The following is a 20,318-nucleotide window of genomic DNA, read 5'->3' as shown; positions in this document are numbered from 1 at the left end:
TCGAAGGCTTTAACCGCATCCTCCGTCTTCTTATCAAACTTCCCATTCACCTCAACATTGTCAAACCCGATTGATTTTAAAAGTGCTTGTAAGGTTTGAACCTGCTGGCCGATGTCTCCGAGCTGAAGGCTCTCTTTGATCCATTGGCCGCTGAGTTGGGTTTGTCTATGTAGCTTACTAGTTAATTCATAAAATAGCCCTTTATCAGCAACTCCGTCTGAGCTTTTTCCCATGAACTGTTCAAACAGTTGAATGGCATTTTTCGTCTTCGATCCAAAAACTCCGTCTTCTGCACCTGCGTTAAATCCTAGTTTGTTGAGGATATGCTGCAAGTCTCGAACAGCCTGGCCTTTGTCACCTTCTTTTAACTCTTCCCCTTTCCATGTCATCGGGTAATTGTAGTTTTTGGATTTTAGCTCCATGAGCTTACGATACGTTTGTTTCCCGGCAATTCCATCGATGGATAAGCCATAAGATTCTTGCAAATGCTGGAGACAATGAACCTGTATCCATCTCTAGGGAAAAGAAAAACCTTGACTGAGTGACAAGCACTCGATCAAGGTGTGATTAGTAGTTTCTCTTTACTATTCATATTATCTCTTCGTTCTCTGTTTTGAAATGCAATTATTACTTCATAAGCATCTTTGGGACTAAGCATTCCTTTTTTAGTTTCTTCGAGAGTTACTTCGATTGTACGTAATTTAGGGACTAACTCCCCTTCATCAAAATTTAAGAAATACCGACCATCTTCTTCACTGATCTCAATTCCATAGTCCGAGAATATTACGCTCATGATACCTCCATGATAAAAAGACAATGTACCTGTCCCCGTGTCTTTTTCAAGGTCATTATCATTTAAAACTATTCTACCAATCGATTTAGAATATCTTGACAAGCTTCATCTTCGGTATTAAACCTTTTGATATCAAATCTCTTACCACGTTCACTGTAAAAAACAATCCATTCTTGTCCTTCTTTTTCTAAGCATACTCTCTGGTCAACTTCTCCTATTCCGTCCAGATTATAGTAGTAAGTCGGAATTTGTTTGATCTCTAACATACTTTTTAATTCACTTTTGTTCATTACTTAATCTCCTCCAAATACCCGTTCTTCAGTAAATAATCTATGGAGTTTGGCAGTTCGTATTGAATACCTCCTCCGGGTTGATTAAACGCCGGAGCAATTTCTCCTTTGCTAACATTCTCAATTTGTTTTACGACCCGATACTGATGATAAGCATTAGGATTTTCAATATAAGGTAATGCACGTTCCCCATATCCAGTACCTACTGGTGAAGTATAGCTACCTCTTGAACTACCATACCTATCAATTACAGTCCCAGCTTCAAGTGATACACCATCAACTCTAGTTCCTTGTACATATCCTCCATTTGGTGCATACTTTTCCCAGTCAATTCTACCTTCTTCATTAAGGAATGATTTGTCTGCTACAACTAACTCATCTGGCCCAAGTTTAGCAACAGATTGTCCCGTACCCTTCCCTATATCATCCAACACTTTCTCACTACCAATATCAGCAATATCCTTAAGCGTACCGCCTAATTTTGTACCTAACTTCGCCAATAATGCAGCTGAGCCAACACCCGCGGTTAGGACGGCTCCGATTGTAAATATTGCTTTTGTCAGGTGATGACCAAACTCTTTCGATTCTTTATAGGTAGCTGAGTCAAGATCTTTTCCGTGTTTCTTTATATACTCAAATGGCTCTACAAACTCTTCTTTTAAAGAAGATTTTAATCCATCTTGAATATCTTGTATTGTAATTTCACCAGAAACAATACTGCTTGTTAGCTTAGCAGTTTGATAGATCATATCGTCAAATGAATGTATAAGAGCAAAGGATTCTTTTACAGATGACCATAGTTCTTCTGCAATTCCATGCATGATTCCAATCGCATTAATTCCAGAAACCTTAAAGTTGCCTTCGTCTTCTGTTATATTTTCGTTTCGTTTCGTTAAAAATCCTTCTAAATCTTTTTTGATACGCCATCCCGCAATGCCATCAGCATTGTATCCAGAATAGGCTTCAAATTTTTTAACCGCATCCTCCGTCTTCTTATCAAACTTCCCATTCACCTCAACATCGTCAAACCCGATTGATTTTAAAAGTGCTTGTAAGGTTTGAACCTGCTGGCCGATGTCTCCGCGCTGAAGGCTCTCTTTGATCCATTGGCCGCTGAGCTGGGTTTGTCTATGTAGCTTACTAGTTAATTCATAAAATAGCCCTTTATCAGCAACTCCGTCTGAGCTTTTTCCCATGAACTGCTCAAAAAGCAGAACGGCGTTTTTCGTCTTTGCTCCAAAGGCTCCGTCTTCTGCACCTGCATTAAATCCTAGTTTATTGAGGATGCGCTGCAAGTCTCGAACAGCCTGACCATTGTCACCTTCTTTTAACGTTTCGCCCTTCCATGTTATCGGGTAATTGTAGCTTTTTGACTTTAGTTCCATGAGCTTTCGATACGTTTGTTGCCCGGCAACTCCATCGGTGGATAAGCCGTACGAATCTTGAAAATGACGAACGGCCAGCTCTGTTTTTGGACCGTATTTGCCGTCAATTTCATTTTTATTTAAAAAACCGAATTCTACAAGTAATAATTGCAGTTGCTTGACTTGAAGCCCTTGATCTCCTTTTCGTAACGTTTCACCCTCCCACGTCTTCTTTCCCGTAATCGGTGCAGGACCCTCTGCTCCTGGATCAATAGCTCCATGGGTAGGACTGGATGGTTGTGGCCTAGTTCCAGGCTGATGAGCACCTGGTGCTGGTTGAGTTGGATCTGGTACCGGAGTCGTTACTGGTGGCTGAGATGGACCTGGTAACGGTGTGACAGGATTTGGACTAGGCGGTTTAGGTTGCTGAACAGGTGGTTGGACAGGTGATGGTTGTACTGGCAGCGTTGGAACCGGCTTCGGCTTTGGCTGAACAACTGGTGGCTCAACTGGTTTTGGTGCCGGATAACTTGGTGGTTGAGCAGGTGGCGTTGGCCTCGGCGGCGGAGCTGGCGGTGTTGGCCTTGGTGCCGGATAGCTTGGCGGTTGAGCAGGCTGACTTGGCTTTGGTTGTGGCGCTGGATAGTACGAACCCTGACTTGGCTTCGTTTGGGGCGAACCACCATATCCACCTCTTGGTGATGTTACAACCATTGTTGTTGAAGCAGTTGGTTGCTGCGTAATACCTCTATCACTCACAGTAGCGTTTACATATGTACCCTTTCCTGGTTCACTTGGAGCCGGTCTTGTTGGTGATGGTGTTGACGGAGGACTAGTTGTCCTTGTTGGTGTCGATGTTCTAGTTGAACTACTTGATGGGCTAGATGTTCTAGGCTGAGATGAAGATGATGAAGAACTTGATCTTGATGAAGGTGCACTTGAGTACGATGGCCTACTATAACTTGTCCTTGTATATGGCATATTTTCACTCCTGCTCTTATATGAAGTAAATATATGTAAAATATACCCTTATTTTTCTATTTCGTCGTTAGGTAGATTGGTTTAATTTTCCATACTCTCACACATTACTAGGTAGGTAGATTTACCCGTTTCTACAAAAAATTAATAGATTACTTATGGTACATTACCAATACAATTATATTGCTCTTTCACTCATTGGTATCTTCCACATTCCATCATTTAAAGAACTTGATCACCTATATAAATACCATCCCAAACAGCCCTGCCACTCATCTCAAGGCTCATCCTCTGTTTTAAACAAACGTTTGTTTAAAATGAAAGATTAGTTGGAGATAAAAAAATAGGTACACCAGTTTTATTAAAAACTAGTATACCTTCCTATTAATAAACATCTTTCAGCAAAATTCGGTTAGCGTGCGAGGATTCATCTTCAAAGAAAACCATCGCGATGTAATCACTTGTTTCATACACCATAACAAACTCTCCATCCATGTCACTGAATCCTTCTGAGCTTGGTGAACCGGCGTCTCTCCGGTACTCATCAGGGGTCCATGCAATTTGTGGACCGTACAGCTCAGCGGCTGTCATGAGTGCACCAGCAAAATCAGAATCTACATAGTAGGCATATTCCTCATAAAATAGTCCATAGCCCCCGCCCCAGTATTGTTTATGTTCAGGTTCTCCTAATTCCTCGATAATACTTTCAACGGTCCGGGTAGTATCATATGGAATTGGCATCCCCTCTAATTGACCTTGAGCAAGATTGTCTAAAAAGCTTGAATTACTTGAGGTGACAGGTGCTTCATTCAAGGCAAATGAAGTAATCTTACTACTAATCCATCCGATCACTCCATCTGGAGCTTCGATTTTATACCATAAGCGTCCTTCCTCATCCTCCATTTCTTCATTTAGGAAAAGGAGCTCAGAACCTGATGATACAACGGTCACAACATTGCTATCCTGTAAGGAAGGAATGTCACGGATATTGGCACTGTCAGTTGTAATCGTTAAATAGGTATCAATCTCAACTGGTTCACCCGAAGTAGGCTCCTCACTCTTTAAAAACAGATTGCCTCCAAATGCTAGCAGGTAGTCCCTTTTCACATATAATCCAATTGCTACGACGGCGATGATACTTGCAATCGCAACTTTCTTAAACGACAGCATTTTACCAAGAGCGAAAAACGGACGTACCAGTAATCCTAATCCGTAGAAAAGTGGAACGGTTACGACACCAACTGATAAGTAACGAGAAAAAGCATCCTTCCCGCCAAACTGCGAGTATTGCTTTTTCGTTTGTCTAATGGAACTTGGTGTAATGATGGCTTGCTTTGATGCATCAATAATGGGATGCTTCCACTTTTTCTTTTCCTCTAAAAACGCACATAGCGCAATCATGAAGCTTGGGAATTCATCCACATCGCTAACCTGTTCGCCAGGCTCGGTTCCCCCTTCTGTCCAGCGATCTAGAATTCGTTGCATGTAGTCAAGCAAGGTCTCTAATCGATCGAGCTTCTTTTCACCAAGTGACTGATGAACGAAAAACATACCGAGTTCCGTTTGCGTAGGAGCACCGATATTTTGAATATCTGAGTCCTGTAAAATCATTGGATTTTGTTTAAACAATTCGTGAATCATCTCGATTGCTTTTTGGAGGTTCGTTTTTTTCGTTTCATTTATATAAAAGCCAATCGCCGAAAACTTCATTAGATGTGCGAAATACTTTACACTTCTGTTTTCCTTTACTATCGTTCGGCCCAACACTGGGCTTTGATTCACATAATGGAAGAATGGATCAGCTATTTGTAATGCCTTCGTGTATTCCTTTTGATTGAACAGAGCTTGAATTGTGGAGATTGTTTCATTCGCCCACTTTACCGTTTTGGCCTCTTCATCCTTCACAAGACAAAGCTCATAGTTTTGACTTAATGTCGCTAACGCAGAGAACTCCATTTTGTATGAAGTAAAATGGTGATTCGCCTTTAGCATGACACCTCCGTACATCGCCATCATGACATGACGGTACTTTACCTCAAAATCATTTAAGAATGCAATTAACGAATCGGTATAGGCATTCCACGCTTCATCGACTTCTTCCATCGCTTGGCCAATCCTTGAATTCTCATCATAAAATGAACTCATCATCCCGCGTGCGGCAAAGGCACCAAATGGTCCAGCAATGAGAGATCCGAAAATAGAGGCTCCAATTTTCGCAAAGGTCCTCCCTGCTGCTTGAGACTTCATTTTTTGAAGAAGTTCGCTATACGCTTTTACGGCGAGGGCATATTCGGTCAATTGGTCACTGAGCTGATCTAAATCAGACAATAACCCTTGCTGTAAAAAAACGAAAATGCTCCGGTCAAATGAAAGGTGCTGAAAGATTTTACCGTATTCGTTTTTGGACATCCCCTCTAAGAAGCTTTCATAATCCTCTTGAAGATGATCTAAGATAAAAAGCTCCTTCAGCTCTTCAATCACATCTGTGACATTCGTGTATGTAAAAAACTGACGAATACATTCGTGGAACTCTTCCTTTGATTCAACCTTTTGCAATGGCTCATATACATATTTTCGAAGTGCATCATATCTGGCAGATAACGTGCCATGAATCACCTGGAACTGCTCTTCACATTTATGCTGAACGTAGGCCTCTACTTCTTCCGCCACTTCCGGTAGTAAATGAATCTGTAATTCTCGCTGGATTTTTTCATATTGCTGCTTTGGATGTAGAAACACATTTGTTGTTAGCTGAGCTTGTCCCATTACAACCAATCCGCAATCATGTTAAAGAATTCTAACCCTTCACTAAGCTCTAGCGATTCTCCAATAGATCCAGCATCTAAGACAGAATTCGTAATATCAAGTGTGTCAAGAGCCGTACCGTAATCAGCTAATGGATCAGGTATCGCAATAGCAGGTGTAGACGTAATCATCACGCCTCCCACTAACGAATCGTTTGACATGGTGAGCATTTGTTCATGCGTCGGAGAATAATAGCCCATTCCATCAAAGGTCGGCTTTGTGTAACCAATAAACCCTTCAACATTATCATGATAGTTCATCCCGCCATGAATGTTAGGAGACGAATTAATCGCGTGTCCCATCCCCATGTCAAACGTATGTCCGCCTGTTACATTGTCACGGATATGACCGACCACTTCCCCATCAGCCTCTACAATCGTATCTCCACCAGCACCCGGCCTCGTAGACGCCACAACCTCACCATTGGAGGTTCTAAAATCAACGCCGCCCGAAAAATTCGGGTGTGAATGAACCGTCTTCATCCGTTCATTCACCTGTTCGATTGTACCAAATAACCCGTTCATTAACTCTTCTGTACTTCCCATTGACGTCACCTCTATCTAGAAAATTAAAAAAAAACGCCACATCAAAAAGGCGTCTATCGATAAAATTGTTTGCAACTGGCTGGCATGCTTGGTAGCGTAAGCCCCTATAGTTTTGCGTCCCACTTTTTCAAGAAGTTTGCCCTTTGATATGTAATTAGTAGTCATTAATACCTATAAAACTATCATAGTACTTTTTCACTAGCAATACAATAGACTTTGAAAATTAACCTTTTCTTTCAAAGTCTATTGAACTCTCTCTATTTTTCACGTAACGCCCCCACTCTTTTCACGCCTACAAAGATAGTGAATCCCGTTGCAGTGATTGAGCTCTTCTATTTTTGAGGAATAAAGAAACTGTAAGGATAACTGTCCCAAACCAGACTAGTAAAAACAGCCCTCCTAAAACTGGGAATGCCGTGAACTCAAATACAGATCGGCCAAATCCAGTTTGGATCCCTATCAATATAATCATCAACATCCAAGCGATACTGCCTATATGGACAAGTCCTTTCTTAATGCTGTTTTTCACATTTGTTTTTTCTATTAACCACGCCGGGATAATCAACGTCTGAAGTGCATGAAAGCCAATTCCATGTAGGACAATAAGGTTACCTGCTTCCCCTGTAAAGCGATCTTGAAGTAAAATCATCCAGATTCCAGCCATATTGGCCACGACGACAGATACAAATGCATACCGAATTCCTAGTAGAAGCAATGGACGTTCATAAGGAGGCTTCATCCGTAAAAAGCGAATTGTCAGCCAGATTGCCAACATAACAAGTACTAAAGACATAACTCCAAATACCATTCCACCTATCGCATCCACAACAGTACCCATCCGAGAAAATCGAGGATCCAGACCTCTAAAGTTCTGTATGGTTTCAATGGCATAACCATATATACTTGAGACAATAAAAGACCACCGAATAATCTTTCGCTTTCTCTCCGTAAAACCCGCAAAGGGCAGAACCGCCGCTATCGATAGGATGAAAATGCCGATTGCTGCATTAAAAGAAAAGGCATCCTTCATATTGCCTTCAGGTAAAATAACTGCACCTTGAAAAAAGATAAAGATTGCAATACTTAATGATAGGATAAACCCAATGAGCCCTACCATAACCAGTGACCTTTCTCCTTCAAATAATTGAATGCGCTGCTTTTGACTATTCTCCATGATTTTTCCCTTCTTTCTATTTTATTTATTTATTTATTAATCAATAAATAACTGTGTAAAAAAAGAGAACATTTACTTTTCTCTTTTTTAACAACCATCTCCACCAGGGATCATTTCTGGCAAATTCAATACCTCAGCAAGTGTTATTAATAGGCCTGTTCCAATAAATTGAGCTGCTGTACCTTTTGCATTCGGAATTCCCGCTTTCTCAAATTTCAATGTCAATGATTCAAACATGATGCGATGAATGCTCTGGACATGTTCACGAATCCCTGGCTCTGATATTGTATGTGCTTGCATGACCATGAGCACTTCTTCTCGGTGTGTTTGAATCAATTGTTCGAATGCTCGGCCCATAGCACCTATCAATTGCTCAGCAGGTGCTTGAGCTTCTACAAAAGTGTCATGTATTCTCCCAAATGCCCGATCAATCACAGCCTTAAAAAGCGCCTCTTTATTTTCAAAAAAATGGAACACATACGGCTGAGTGACACCCGCCGCTTTCGCTACCATTCCAGTTGTTGCTTTATAGTACCCATTTTCAGCAAATACAGCTACTGCATTCTCGATGATACGTTCTTTTTTATCTTCTTTCGCTGCCAAAATACTCATCCTTACGCATAATGAATTAGTTTTTATTTATTGACTGATAAATAAATAATAATGGAAGTCATTTGTTTTGTCAATTCATGTTTTATTGTAGTGTTACCTTCATACTTTAGCTTCTTGAAAATGAAAAACTATATCGTAAACATGTTCGGAATTCATTAGATAGGAATCACTTGGTTTGGTCAAAATACATAAAGTGAAACTTCAATCAGTAGGGGTTTTCCTCATCCCCCACTGATTGTTAGATGAGGCCCACACTGTGGGTCACACAGACGTTGCCACAAGAGGTGGCGACTTTAGTCTGTGTTCCTTTTCAGGGTTCTTACTGGCGCTTATCCCCCACTTAAACTTCTCGATTCATCTAACGTTTTGAAGTGGGATCTTAGCGCCAGTTGGAACGGGATAAAAAATAGCCCCCCCTATTAAACCGGGAAGGACACCTTTATTAAGTAAAAGGCATTAGATGAATGTCATCACTTATTCATAACCTTCTCCAGCATCACATTCCTCACTCTATTCCCTGTAAATGTAAAACCAGTAATATGATCTCCCTGTCTAATAAATTCTACGACAAACGTAAACGGAGCATTGGTCACACATTTGTTATCATCGATCTGATAAAGCACCTGCTCACCATGTCTAGAATGAGACATGTATAAGGCTCCATCTTTTTCAATCACATCATAACATGTGTCTAGCTCACTGCTTTCATATGTACCCATATAATTAGAACGTTCAGCTGGGGCAAACGGCTTTACTTTTTTAAGCGGAATGAATGTATCTGCTGACTTAAGGACACTATTTACACCCAAATATAAGTCTAGGTTTAGGTACTCAATTCTAAAGTGATTACCAGATACATGAGTCAATGGCTCATAGCCGTAACTTGTTTTCAGATGTGGCAACCCGTCTTTTATACGGATGTCAAAAGCCAAGAAGATGGCTGATGTACAAAAGTAGTACCCTTCGACACCTTCATGATTAAACTCTTCCCTATATTCCTTCGGTTGTTCTACTTTTGTGCTACGTTCCTCATGTCCCAACACAATATCAGCAACAGCAAATGCTGCACCCTTTAGGGGAATAATTTGCGTATTTGATAAAATCACAATGTCTATATCATCATCTATGAATCGAACAACTGCACTTCTATATGCTGCATCTGCCCCACCATGCTCTAGATACGCATGTCCTTTATGGTCTCCGGCAAAAAGGCCACCCGCATAGCTGCTTTTCGTATTGTCCGATAGTGCAGGGCTCTCCCCCATAATCTTCACAGTTTCTTCCGTACAAATGGTCGGATTCTTGAAGTTATCCATCCACTTTAAAAAGTCAGTTGCCGTTGTATGAAGAGAAGTGGCACCATATGTTCCATAGTTCAGGACATTATATACATATTGACCTGTTCCATTATCATAATAGGAGCTGGCTTTATCCGGTATCAGCTTCCAGTAGTGGTCCTTAAAAAATGAACGCTCCATCCCTAAAGGATTAAATATTCGCTCACTCGCAAATTCATTTAATGTTTTGCCTGATAACCTTTCCACGATCTCCGCTAGTAACGTAAAGTTCGAGTTACTGTAAAGAAATTGAGACTGAGGCTCGAAATTAAGCTGTCTTTGCTTTCGAATGATCGATAGCGCGTCTCTTTGGGTGATCGTATCATCAATTCTTACGCCACTTAAGCCTAAAAGCTCCCATTGATCCCTAATACCACTTACGTTGTTCATCATTTGACGAATACTAACAGGTTCATCAAAGTGTATGTAGTCTTGAATATACGCTCTCACATCATCATCGATATGCAGCTTCCCGTCCTCCTGTAGCAAAAGGACACACATAACCGTCACTTGTTTTGAAACGGATGCCACGTGGAAAACCGTCTCGTTCTTTACTGGTACGGCATGCTCAATGTTTGCATAACCAAAGTTCTTTTGATAAAGAAGCCTTCCAGCTTTTCTAACCATAACCTGTCCTCCAGGACAAGTTCCCTGCTGCCAGCGTGAAAAAATCGCGTCGATCTTCTGTTCAATAGAATTCATATTCGACCTCCATGTAATTGTCTTACCCATATAGTTCGAATATGGTAAAAGAAAATCCTTTTTAATTTCTGTATTATTCAGGCATAATTGAATCCCTGTCTCGCTAAGGGAGTACTCGTCCGCGCTTATTACAAATTCAATTCATAAAGGAAAGACCACAGCCATAGGTAAGGTTTTACGTTATTAGTTCTATTTACGATTTTATTGTTTAATTGAAAAAGCATTGTTTGTAGGCTTTTTTCATACAATTCTATAAGAGGTGATGAAAATGCCAAGAGTACAATATACTGATGCTGACGTAGATTTAATGGCAAGGATGATGAGGGCAGAAGCCGAAGGTGAAGGAAAATTAGGAATGCTAATGGTTGGCAATGTAATTGTAAATCGACGAAAAGCAAACTGTGGAGATTTTGAAGGTTTACGGACAATCCGGCAAGTAATTTATCAAGTACAAGGAGGAAATTATTCGTTTGAAGCCGTGCAAAAAGGGAATGTTTTTTATAACAGAGCGAGGGATGTAGAAAAAAGATTAGCTAGACAAACGCTAGATTTTTGGAGGGAACATCCTTCCAAATTTGCTCTTTGGTATTTTAATCCGTATGCAGCATGTCCGCCTACTTGGTACGGCCAACCTATAACAGGACAATATAAACAGCATTGTTATTATGAACCACAGGCTAATACATGCGAAGGTGTTTATAGTTGGTAAAGAAAAAGATCCCCACAATTAGGGGATGCAGCTTGTGGAGAAAGGGTATATTTTCTCTACAAGCTTTTTAATTTTGGGTAAAGTTAACCCCTTTGTTAAGACTTTATTATCGAACCAAGTTTGGCAACGTATGTAGCAATCACTTCAAAATATCGATTAAATCCTGATATTCGACTTTTCACTCCGTAAATCACTTCAAAATGTCGATTAAATTCTGTTATTCGACTTTTCACTCCGTTAACCACTTCAAAATGTCGATTAAATCCTGTTATTCGACTTTTCACTCCGTTAATCACTTCAAAATATCGATTAAATCCTGATATTCGACTTTTCACTCCGTAAATCACTTCAAAATGTCGATTAAATTCTGTTATTCGACTTTTCACTCCGCAAACCACTTCAAAATATCGATTAAATCCTGTTATTCGACTTTTCACTCCGTTAACCACTTCAAAATGTCGATTAAATCCTGTTATTCGACTTTTCACTCCGTAAACCACTTCGAAATATCGATTAAATTCTGTTATTCGACTTTTCACTCCGACTTAAACTACTCGATTCAACTAAGGTTTTTGAAGTGGGAGGCTTAGCTCCAGTTGGAACGGGATAATCGCTCCTGCTCCATGTGAATGATCTTTCCGATGTTTTTTATTCATTTAGATCCTTACAAGTACTATTCTTTATTCATTTCTCCGAACTAACTACCTCATAAGTTTCACCTTACTTTTTAAGTAGGATCTAAAAAAAGTGGTGCGAATCCTTTAAGGATTCATACCACTTTTTTCGAGGGAAATGACGTCAATTATTCTTTATTGTCATCGTCATTTTTATATTCTAAAATGTCTCCAGGTTGGCAGTCTAATGCTTTGCAAATTGCCTCTAACGTAGAAAGCCTAATTGCTTTTGCCTTTCCGTTTTTCAATATAGAAAGGTTAGCCATTGTGATTCCAACCCTCTCCGAAAGTTCTGTTACGCTCATTTTCCTTTTAGCCAGCATCACATCAATATTGATTATTATCGCCATTGTTTTCACCTCAGACCGTTAAATCATTTTCAGATTTTATATCAATCGCTTCTTGTAAAAGTCTTTGAAGAACAGCAGCAAAGACTGCGATCACCATTGAAGCAAAGATCGGGACCATTCCAATGATGATGAGGCCGGGTGCATCGTCTACCTCTGCTACGAAATAAACAAATGGGCTAATTAACACATATACACCACTGATTGCTATTGCACAGAATTTGATATTCTTTAGAGCCTTAACAGACAATTCAGAGAAAGCTTGGTTCTTGTCAATATAGCTTAAAAGCTTAAAAGCCTGGTACAAGGCAACGAAAAATGGGATCACTGATACACCCATTCCTATAAAAATGGGATATAGGATATGATCATAATCTGGACTTACAGGATTATTCACTAACCAAGTCAACCCAAATATACACAAAGCAAGAACTGGAGTTCCAATTAGAAAAACAGCTAACTTTAAAAAGAGTGTTGAACCTATCTTCATAAAAAGCACCTCACTTAAATATTGTCAATTTGAATTTACCATACAATTTATTGTTTTACAATAAATTTTTATTTATAATAGAAACAATTTTATTGTTCAGCAAGAATTAAATACAGATAAAAAGCATTCCTCATTCAAAGAAATGCTCTATAAATAGATTAACTAACTAGCCCAATCTCGAAACTTCACACTTTATGTACATCTCTATGTTTTCTCATGGCTACAAAAGTTCCTTTAACCGCTTCATGACCGAATGAACCGTCAATCGGTGAAAGGAAACCAGTCTCCCTTTAAAAATAACTGAAAAAATACCATAAGGAGTTGGAGACACCTTCATTAATTCTTCTCTATTTTTTAAATCAATTATTTTCACATCAATCCCCAATTTAGCGGCACCCTCTAGAATATTTTCCGTCGCAACTTGTACGTATGGGCATTGAAAGGAGCGTAGGATTGTAAGGTCATCGAATTTACTGACTCTTTCATCCCAATTCGTAGGAAAGAAAGGGAGTGAGGCACTATTTTCAAATGAATATACAAGTAACTCAAAATGGTAAGGTGCTGTATCTACTAATGTAAACGAATTCTTTAAGAAGATATCCTTACTTGGTGTCCAGGACGTTTCAGAATTTGTTACCACTACAACACCTTGCTTCGATTGTCTTTTTGCATCTTCCAGACATTTGTTAATCAGTTTGGTCCCGTATCCTTTTCCAGTTTCATTTACCCATAGACAATGGATGACCAAATAATGATCAGCGTGAACGACTCTAGAAGAATACTCCGCATCCGTGTATTCAATAAAGCCTACTTGCTTGTTATTTTCTATTAATTGTATATACCTTAAACCTTCTTCAAATTTGTCGTTCAGCCACTTATGTTTATTTTTGTATCCAAGGGAGTTCTTTTTACTTCTGAGACAATAACTCCCCATCCCCTCAAGTGTCCTCGTATCTAACTCAATCAATTGTAAATCTGTCAAAAGTATCACTCCTTTTTCTATAACACTACTTCTATTTTTCGGATGATTTTCCTCTAAACGACCGGATAAAACAATAGAAAACTACCCGTACACAACATTCACCGCACCGCAAACTACCAATATTCATAAGGCATATTCCCAATTTCAGTCATTCTTTATCTTCTAAATAATTCATATATCCATATGAAAAAACTGTTTCATCCATTTACGATAACCCTACCGGCGGAATACAAGAAAAGCGCGCTTTTGGAAGGGTTTTAAGTGTGGTTGTTTATAGCTCTTTTCAGGAAGTAGTGGAGAAGGAAGACTGGATCATTTGGAGTGCCATCAAGCATTTACGGCTCTATAAAAATCAGGAGGATTTTTATCAGGAAGGATTGATTGGCTTGTGGGAGGCCTATGTACGCTTTAACCCTATGAAAGGAGCAAGCTTTCAAACGTTTGCCTTTCATACCGTTCGAGGAAAAATGATTACACTCCTTAAAAACGCAATAAAACACGAAACTCATCAGGCGAACCTTTCAGAGGCGATGCTAGAATTGACGGTAGATGAACACTCCATCATTCCTTTTGAACTCGAATTGATGTGGCAGCATTGCGATGGCTTATCAGATGTACAGAGGAGATGGGTCTATAAATCGTTCATTGAAATGAAAGGTCCTAAGCAAATTGCGCAGGAAGAAAGAGTAAGTCTTGAAACGGTCAAATCTTGGAGACGGTATGCGTTAAAGAAAATACGTGAGAATGTTTTGGCGGATTTATAGCGTTTATGTCTACTTTATAACGGTAGAATATTCAAATAAGAAAACAGCCATTCATTAATGAAACGGCTGTTTTTTCTTATTCATTCAAACATGTTTACTTCTATTTCTGAGATTTCTAGTACTAGCTGTAACGGGAAAGAATCGTTCATTGTCCGCCAAATGACTTTGCTAAGACAAACGATCCAAGGGGCTGTTCACATTTTAGAAGATTCCATAAATTTGAATACATTAGGATCAATACCGGATTCCTTATCGTTCCCTTTATGGTAGCAACCTTCTAGGACTTTGCTACTTTTTACGCTTTTACATTCGTAGCCGTTTCATATAATTCGACCGCGTGATGAACGGATAAGCCGTCCTTTACAATCCCATGAATCGCTTTGATCATCGCACTTGGATGAGACGATTGCCAAATGTTTCGTCCCATATCTACACCAGCAGCCCCTGAATTCATCGCATTGTACGTAATATCGAGTGCTTCTCGAATGGTATCAAACTTAGGTCCACCTGCAATCACAATCGGCACAGGACATGTACTTGTCACCTTCTCAAAGTTTTCACAGTAATACGTCTTGACGATATCAGCCCCCATTTCAGCTGTTACGCGTGATGCTAACGCTAAAAACCTGGTATCTCTTTTTTCTAATTCTTTCCCGACGGCAGTAATTCCGAGCACTGGAATCCCATAATCATGTGCTTCCGTGACAACATGGGCGAGATTGGTGATCGTTTTCGTTTCGTTTTCAGACCCAACAAACACCGATACCCCAACACCTACTACATTATGCCGAATCGCTTCCTTCACAGACGTTACGATCGTTTCATTCGATAAATCATTTAATACCGTTGGTCCCCCTGAGACTCTTAGTACCATTGGCTTTTCTTCATCTTCTGGTATGCATGCTGCTAGTGTTCCCCTCGTTAAATATAACGAATCCGTATAGGGCAGTAGTTCCTTTACTGTTTCACCTGGCTTTTCAAGTCCAGTGATTGGTCCTAAAAAGTATCCATGGTCAATTGCAAGCATGACCGCTCTTCCATTTGGTAAAATTTTATTTAAACGATTTTTAAATCCCCAGCTCATGAATCATTCGCTCCTTTATTCAAATCTGGCTTATCAATGACAACCGAGTCATTTCTCCCGATGTGTGGTGACTTAATGAAGGCCGCCTTAAAGTTTTGATCAGACGTATTAATTAAGTAATGAGAGTCACCTGGTCTGCATTGAATCATATCTCCCGGTTTTGCTGGTACTCTCTCATGATTAATATAAAAATCAATCTCACCTTCTAAAATGTAGAAGATTTCTTCACACTCTGTATGATAATGGTTCGGAAAATCCTGACCTGGCTTTAACACGACAACCCCTACATCCACATTTGGGCCTTTCGTTAAATACTTCGGTCCATTGTCACCAAACCGATATTCAAACTCATTTTCATTAACTTTCTTCATTCCTTCACCTCCCTTCAAATCACGTTAGTCCTGGCGCTTTCCACATGTGAGTCGTCCATCCAAGATCTGCTATGTGAAGCTGTTTTTCATAAATCTTTCGCCAATTTTCATAGATGGTGAGATAGGCATCATGGTTCTCCATATTCGGCTGGTGGACTCTTTCCCATTTGACTACTTTTTCAGTAGCCTCTTCAATTGAGGCATAAAAACCGACTCCGAGCCCTGCATATAGAGACGTTCCTAAAGCAGCAGCCTCCTTTACTACCGGGACTTTTACGGGTATCCCTAATACATCAGCAAGTGTTTGACTCCAAAGCTTTCCTTTAGAAGCCCCTCCTGCAAAAATGACTTCTTCTGGATAAAATCCTGTTTCTTCATGTATGAGTTTTAGATTTCCTAGTGTAATAAGAGCAGCGTTTTCTTGAAGGGCTTTAAATAATTCTTTTTTACCTGTTACATGAGGATCTAGACTGAGGTTGAGAAATGATGGTGCAGCATGTCGCCATGACATGTAGTTCATAATATCTGAAAAGATCGGGATAATGCCATTGGAACCGACGGGTACATCTTTTGCTTTTTCTTCTAAAATTTCATAAGTATTCAGACCGGATTGAAGAGCTTCTAGCTTCTCAGTCTCGCAAAACGCATCCCGAAACCAGCGCATCACTAGTCCTGGAAAAAAAGCGATCGTCTCTAGCTGCCATAGATTAGATACGGCGTGACAATTGACCCTGATTCGACCATGCTGATCCACAAGTGGCGCGGTTACATTCACTTCTTGCTGCCAAAACGACCCACCAGAAACAACCGTTTGCTTTTCTTTCACAGCCCCCACACCAACAGAAGCCATTTGCGCATCTCCGCCCCCAGATACAACAGGCGTACCTTCCTGCAAGCCCGTGATGGAAGCGATTTCATTTGTAACCGCACCAATCACCGTTCCTGCTTCATGGACTTTCGGAAACAGGCTCGTTTTCACACCACAAGAAGAGGCAATTTCTTCTGTCCATGCTCGCTTGGCTAAATCAAAAATTCCAGTTGTACACCCGTTCGATGGGTCTACCTGAAGTTCTCCACATAGCTTATATAGAATCCAATCGTTAATCATCGTAATGGTATGTGCTTGTTCATAGATTTTTGGTTTATGAGATTTGAGCCATAATAGTCTTGGTAGAGCTCCTAATGCAAACGTCTGACCAGAAACAGAGTAAATGCTAGATTCTAGTTTTTCATCAAGTTCTTTTAAGTACTTCACTTCCACTGAAGCACGAGCATCTACATTCGCACACGCCCAAATTTCCTGTCCTTGTTCATCATATAAAACAAAGCCTTCTCGCATACTTGTGGCACTAATTCCTTTAATATCCTTCGGATTCACGCCTGAAGACTCTAGCACATTTTGAATGCACTCTATCACCAACTGCCAGTTTGAGACGTAATCAAAATCCATGGAACCTGGGTACTTTTCGTCTGCTAAATGAGACCATTCATATTGAGAGACAGCAATTTGATTTCCAGCTCGATCAAACAGCACGGCTCTTATACTTCCAGTCCCTGCGTCAAATGCTAAAATGTAGTCCATCCTACGATTTCACCTCCATATTCATTAACGAAACAGCGGTTGTTTCATCCGTAATCATCGTGTGAATGTAGCCACCCTTCAACGCACCATATATCGCATCGATCTTTCGTTCACCTCCTGCAACGGCAATCACATTGTTTTGAGATTTTAGGCAATATAAGTTCATGCCGATGAGTCGTTTATGATGTGGTAAAGGAAGAATGTCACCATTTCGGTCAAAAAATTGACCTAATATATCCCCAACAGCATTTTGCTGTTTAATATAGGTGAGCTCATTCAAGGTCATTTTTTCCTCCTGAATAATTGTCGCATCAGGAGAAATACCGCCTATTCCCACGACAATGTACTTAGCTAAACCTCCCAGTTCTAATATTTCTTTAATAGAAGGTTCAGATAAAAAGCTTTCGGCCATTTCCTCTGTGGAAGCGAGAAACGGTGCTGGAATCACATGAATATCATGGAACCTTTCCATACCTCCATCCTGTGAACGCCGGTTATGAAGGTAGTAGTTTACTCCTCCCGTTAGGGTGACAACCGATATTTGACTGTTCGGCTCGAGCGTTAAATAATCAATCGTTCTCGATACCGCCCTTCCCCACCCTAATCCAACAAGATCATTTGGTTGAAGCTTATGGTGTAAATATTGGGCAGCTGCTCTTGATAAGCTGTCACTTACATCACGTTTATTTAAAGGAGTAGGAATGATAAAGGCATTGGGTAGTGAAAAAGCATCCTTAAATTCCTTTTCAATCGAAAGGCAATTTGTTGATTGTCCTTTTATTTGAAACTGAACAATCCCTTCGATTCTGGCTCGTTCCAACAGCCTTACAACCTTTGTTCTTGATAATTCAAGCAAATCAGCAATCTCGTTTTGAGTTAAATTTTCTTTATAGTAGTACCATGCTACTTTAATCAGCATGTTTTCTGTATAGATATCATTCGTCATCTGATTTACACTCCTCAACAAATGTTCACTACGTCATTTTTTGTTCGGACTTTACCAAAAATATATCCACTCCATTTCCATAAAAGAACCACTTTTAAAATATTTTGAAAATTTAATAAATACCCGGAATAATTGATACATCAACTGTGTAAATAATTAACAAGCATTTTTTCCTGTTTGAACATTTTCAGGGGAAAAAATTTTTTGTTCAAAATGTAAGCGTTTTTATAGGAATTTACTATTGGTGGTGAAAAATGTGAATAAAAGGTCGACTCCCCTTTTACAACTTGAACAAATGGTGAAGCAATTTGCAGGAAATACCGTACTAAAGGATGTTTCCTTGTCCCTTCATCATGGCGAGGTGCATGCAGTCGTTGGAGGAAATGGTGCGGGTAAATCAACATTAATGAAGATCATCACTGGGTTATATAAAGCGGACGATGGATCGATGAGCATAAATGGAGAACACGTACAATTCTCATCGACACATGAAGCTCACCTTGCAGGGGTGTATTTAGTTCCCCAAGAACCGCTCATCTTTCCAAACATGACGGTTGAAGAAAATATAACAATTGGTCTTCCGGGTTCGAAAGCAAGCTTGAAGGAAAAAGTTGATAGCATCCTATTAAAACTTGGGTGGAACCTCAATCTTCAGCAAAGTGCCTTTACCCTTTCAATTGCCGAGCAGCAGCTTATTGAAATCATTAGAGGACTTGCAAGGGAGGCAAAGATTCTCATTCTTGATGAACCCACCTCCGCTCTTACATTTGGTGAAATCGAATCGCTGTTTCAAACGATTAAACGGCTCACAAAGGAAGGACTTGGTGTGTTCTACATTACTCACCGTTTTCCTGAGATTTTTGAGCTAGCCGATTACGTGTCTATCTTACGTGACGGGATTATTTCTGCCCAAGGGAATGTATCCGAATTTACGTATGATCGATTACTTGCAGGGCTTATGCCTGAAAATTCCGTTCAACATCAGAAGCAAGCACCGCAAGAAACGCCTGTAAACACCCAGACCGGACCCGCTGTCTTACAGGTCACAGATCTGTCTGGTAAGCGGTTCAAGGACATTTCCTTCACCCTTCATTCAAAAGAAATTTTAGGAATCGCTGGGGTCGTTGGAGCAGGTCGGACCGAGCTAGCGGAAGCGATCTTTGGTCTTACGACAACAGACGAAGGGGAACTTTTCTTAAAGGGAGTGAATATCCAAAAGCTGTCAATTCGGCAGCGTATAAATGAAGGGCTCGTTTATGTCCCTGAGGACCGCCATAAAAATGGTATTTTCTCACTTACTTCTATTCAAAACAACATATCCTCCACTATTCTTCATCGGCTTAGCAAATTCTTTCTACCCTTTCATCATGAAAAAATTCTAGCCTCCAACTTTGTAACAGACCTACAAATAAAATCAACTAACATTCATCAAGAACTGAAAGATCTGTCTGGTGGTAACCAGCAAAAGGTCGTTCTCTCCAAATATTTAGCGGCAACTCCAAAAGTCATCATCCTAGACGAACCAACTAGAGGCATTGACGCAAGTGCCAGAAAAGATATTTACCGCATCATTCAAGAATTAAAAGAACAAGGCTTAGCTGTGCTATTAATCTCATCTGATATGGAAGAAATCGAAACATTAAGTGACCGGGTGATTGTCATGCATGAAGGAAAAATCGTTCAAACCTTAGAGAAACATGATATCCAATCCGACACCATCACGCGCATCGCATTTGGCGTAAATAAAGAGGTGATCACATAATGACTTC

The 20,318-nt window shown here is 40.0% G+C and carries 20 protein-coding genes and 1 riboswitch; of the genes, 3 read left to right on the top strand and 17 right to left on the bottom strand.

Annotated features, from left to right (window positions below; all coding sequences use genetic code 11):
* The 9 genes from ACFSCX_RS23975 to ACFSCX_RS23935 all read right to left on the bottom strand — a co-directional run.
* On the bottom strand, window positions 1-485 hold a 485-nt coding region (locus ACFSCX_RS23975; protein WP_377930783.1), incomplete at its 3' end, for a peptidoglycan-binding domain-containing protein.
* 71 nt (window positions 486-556) lie between these two features.
* Window positions 557-793, bottom strand: a complete 237-nt coding sequence (locus ACFSCX_RS23970) for a hypothetical protein (protein ID WP_377930782.1) — start codon at window positions 791-793, stop codon at window positions 557-559.
* Window positions 794-861: 68 nt separating this feature from the next.
* The gene (locus ACFSCX_RS23965; RefSeq protein ID WP_377930781.1) at window positions 862-1,083 is read right to left on the bottom strand and encodes a hypothetical protein; all 222 of its coding nucleotides are present in this window, start codon (window positions 1,081-1,083) and stop codon (window positions 862-864) included.
* Window positions 1,083-3,428: a peptidoglycan-binding protein gene (locus tag ACFSCX_RS23960; RefSeq protein ID WP_377930780.1), complete on the bottom strand. Its 2,346-nt coding sequence runs from the start codon at window positions 3,426-3,428 to the stop codon at window positions 1,083-1,085. The genes ACFSCX_RS23965 and ACFSCX_RS23960 overlap by 1 nt, the downstream gene beginning before the upstream one ends.
* Before the next feature lie 381 nt (window positions 3,429-3,809).
* Complete coding sequence (locus ACFSCX_RS23955) at window positions 3,810-6,191, bottom strand: SH3 domain-containing protein (protein ID WP_377930779.1); 2,382 nt, start codon at window positions 6,189-6,191, stop codon at window positions 3,810-3,812.
* Window positions 6,191-6,775, bottom strand: a complete 585-nt coding sequence (locus tag ACFSCX_RS23950; protein ID WP_377930777.1) for a hypothetical protein — start codon at window positions 6,773-6,775, stop codon at window positions 6,191-6,193. The genes ACFSCX_RS23955 and ACFSCX_RS23950 overlap by 1 nt, the downstream gene beginning before the upstream one ends.
* A 67-nt stretch (window positions 6,776-6,842) precedes the next feature.
* Window positions 6,843-6,926: riboswitch (cyclic di-GMP riboswitch) on the bottom strand.
* Window positions 6,927-7,067: 141 nt separating this feature from the next.
* On the bottom strand, window positions 7,068-7,949 hold the full coding sequence (locus ACFSCX_RS23945; protein WP_377930776.1) for a hypothetical protein: 882 nt from the start codon (window positions 7,947-7,949) through the stop codon (window positions 7,068-7,070).
* A gap of 87 nt (window positions 7,950-8,036) precedes the next feature.
* On the bottom strand, window positions 8,037-8,561 hold the full coding sequence (locus tag ACFSCX_RS23940) for a TetR/AcrR family transcriptional regulator (protein WP_377930775.1): 525 nt from the start codon (window positions 8,559-8,561) through the stop codon (window positions 8,037-8,039).
* 470 nt (window positions 8,562-9,031) lie between these two features.
* A complete protein-coding gene (locus ACFSCX_RS23935; RefSeq protein ID WP_377930774.1) occupies window positions 9,032-10,600 on the bottom strand; it encodes a serine hydrolase domain-containing protein in 1,569 nt (522 codons plus the stop codon).
* A 268-nt stretch (window positions 10,601-10,868) separates the two neighbouring features.
* Here ACFSCX_RS23935 and ACFSCX_RS23930 point away from each other — a divergent pair, with 268 nt between their 5' ends.
* Window positions 10,869-11,309, top strand: coding sequence for a cell wall hydrolase (locus tag ACFSCX_RS23930; RefSeq protein ID WP_377930773.1), 441 nt, complete (start codon window positions 10,869-10,871; stop codon window positions 11,307-11,309).
* A 95-nt stretch (window positions 11,310-11,404) separates the two neighbouring features.
* Here ACFSCX_RS23930 and ACFSCX_RS23925 read toward each other — a convergent pair whose 3' ends face one another.
* From ACFSCX_RS23925 to ACFSCX_RS23910, 4 genes are all read right to left on the bottom strand, one after another.
* A complete protein-coding gene (locus ACFSCX_RS23925) occupies window positions 11,405-11,797 on the bottom strand; it encodes a hypothetical protein (protein WP_377930772.1) in 393 nt (130 codons plus the stop codon).
* Between the two features lie 314 nt (window positions 11,798-12,111).
* Window positions 12,112-12,333 carry a helix-turn-helix domain-containing protein gene (locus ACFSCX_RS23920; RefSeq protein WP_377930771.1) on the bottom strand — a complete coding sequence of 74 codons (222 nt, stop codon included), beginning with the start codon at window positions 12,331-12,333 and terminating at the stop codon, window positions 12,112-12,114.
* A 10-nt stretch (window positions 12,334-12,343) separates the two neighbouring features.
* Window positions 12,344-12,820, bottom strand: coding sequence for a DUF2975 domain-containing protein (locus tag ACFSCX_RS23915; protein ID WP_377930770.1), 477 nt, complete (start codon window positions 12,818-12,820; stop codon window positions 12,344-12,346).
* Window positions 12,821-13,040: 220 nt separating this feature from the next.
* Window positions 13,041-13,802 (bottom strand): GNAT family N-acetyltransferase, encoded by a 762-nt coding sequence (locus ACFSCX_RS23910; protein WP_377930769.1) that lies wholly within the window; start codon window positions 13,800-13,802, stop codon window positions 13,041-13,043.
* A gap of 263 nt (window positions 13,803-14,065) precedes the next feature.
* Between ACFSCX_RS23910 and ACFSCX_RS23905 the strand changes: the two genes are divergently transcribed.
* Entirely contained in the window at window positions 14,066-14,566 is a 501-nt protein-coding gene (locus ACFSCX_RS23905; RefSeq protein ID WP_377930768.1) for a sigma-70 family RNA polymerase sigma factor, read from the top strand.
* 295 nt (window positions 14,567-14,861) lie between these two features.
* Here the strand turns inward: ACFSCX_RS23905 and lsrF are convergent, their stop codons facing one another.
* Genes lsrF through ACFSCX_RS23885 form a run of 4 tightly spaced genes read right to left on the bottom strand, consistent with a single transcriptional unit; the run spans window position 14,862 to window position 18,549 of the window.
* The gene (gene lsrF / locus ACFSCX_RS23900) at window positions 14,862-15,650 is read right to left on the bottom strand and encodes a 3-hydroxy-5-phosphonooxypentane-2,4-dione thiolase (protein WP_377930767.1); all 789 of its coding nucleotides are present in this window, start codon (window positions 15,648-15,650) and stop codon (window positions 14,862-14,864) included.
* Complete coding sequence (locus tag ACFSCX_RS23895) at window positions 15,647-16,021, bottom strand: cupin domain-containing protein (RefSeq protein ID WP_377930766.1); 375 nt, start codon at window positions 16,019-16,021, stop codon at window positions 15,647-15,649. The genes lsrF and ACFSCX_RS23895 overlap by 4 nt, the downstream gene beginning before the upstream one ends.
* Window positions 16,022-16,040: 19 nt before the next feature.
* A complete protein-coding gene (gene lsrK, locus ACFSCX_RS23890; RefSeq protein WP_377930765.1) occupies window positions 16,041-17,603 on the bottom strand; it encodes an autoinducer-2 kinase in 1,563 nt (520 codons plus the stop codon).
* 1 nt (window position 17,604) lies between these two features.
* A complete protein-coding gene (locus ACFSCX_RS23885) occupies window positions 17,605-18,549 on the bottom strand; it encodes a sugar-binding transcriptional regulator (protein WP_377930764.1) in 945 nt (314 codons plus the stop codon).
* Window positions 18,550-18,844: 295 nt separating this feature from the next.
* Here ACFSCX_RS23885 and ACFSCX_RS23880 point away from each other — a divergent pair, with 295 nt between their 5' ends.
* Window positions 18,845-20,311, top strand: coding sequence for a sugar ABC transporter ATP-binding protein (locus tag ACFSCX_RS23880; RefSeq protein WP_377930953.1), 1,467 nt, complete (start codon window positions 18,845-18,847; stop codon window positions 20,309-20,311).
* Window positions 20,312-20,318: the final 7 nt, after the last annotated feature.

The organism is Bacillus salitolerans (assembly GCF_042680805.1).
GTDB lineage: Bacteria > Bacillota > Bacilli > Bacillales > SA4 > Bacillus_CJ > Bacillus_CJ salitolerans.
Note: the sequence above shows the minus strand (reverse complement) of the source record. Positions and strands in the feature narration are given on the sequence as shown.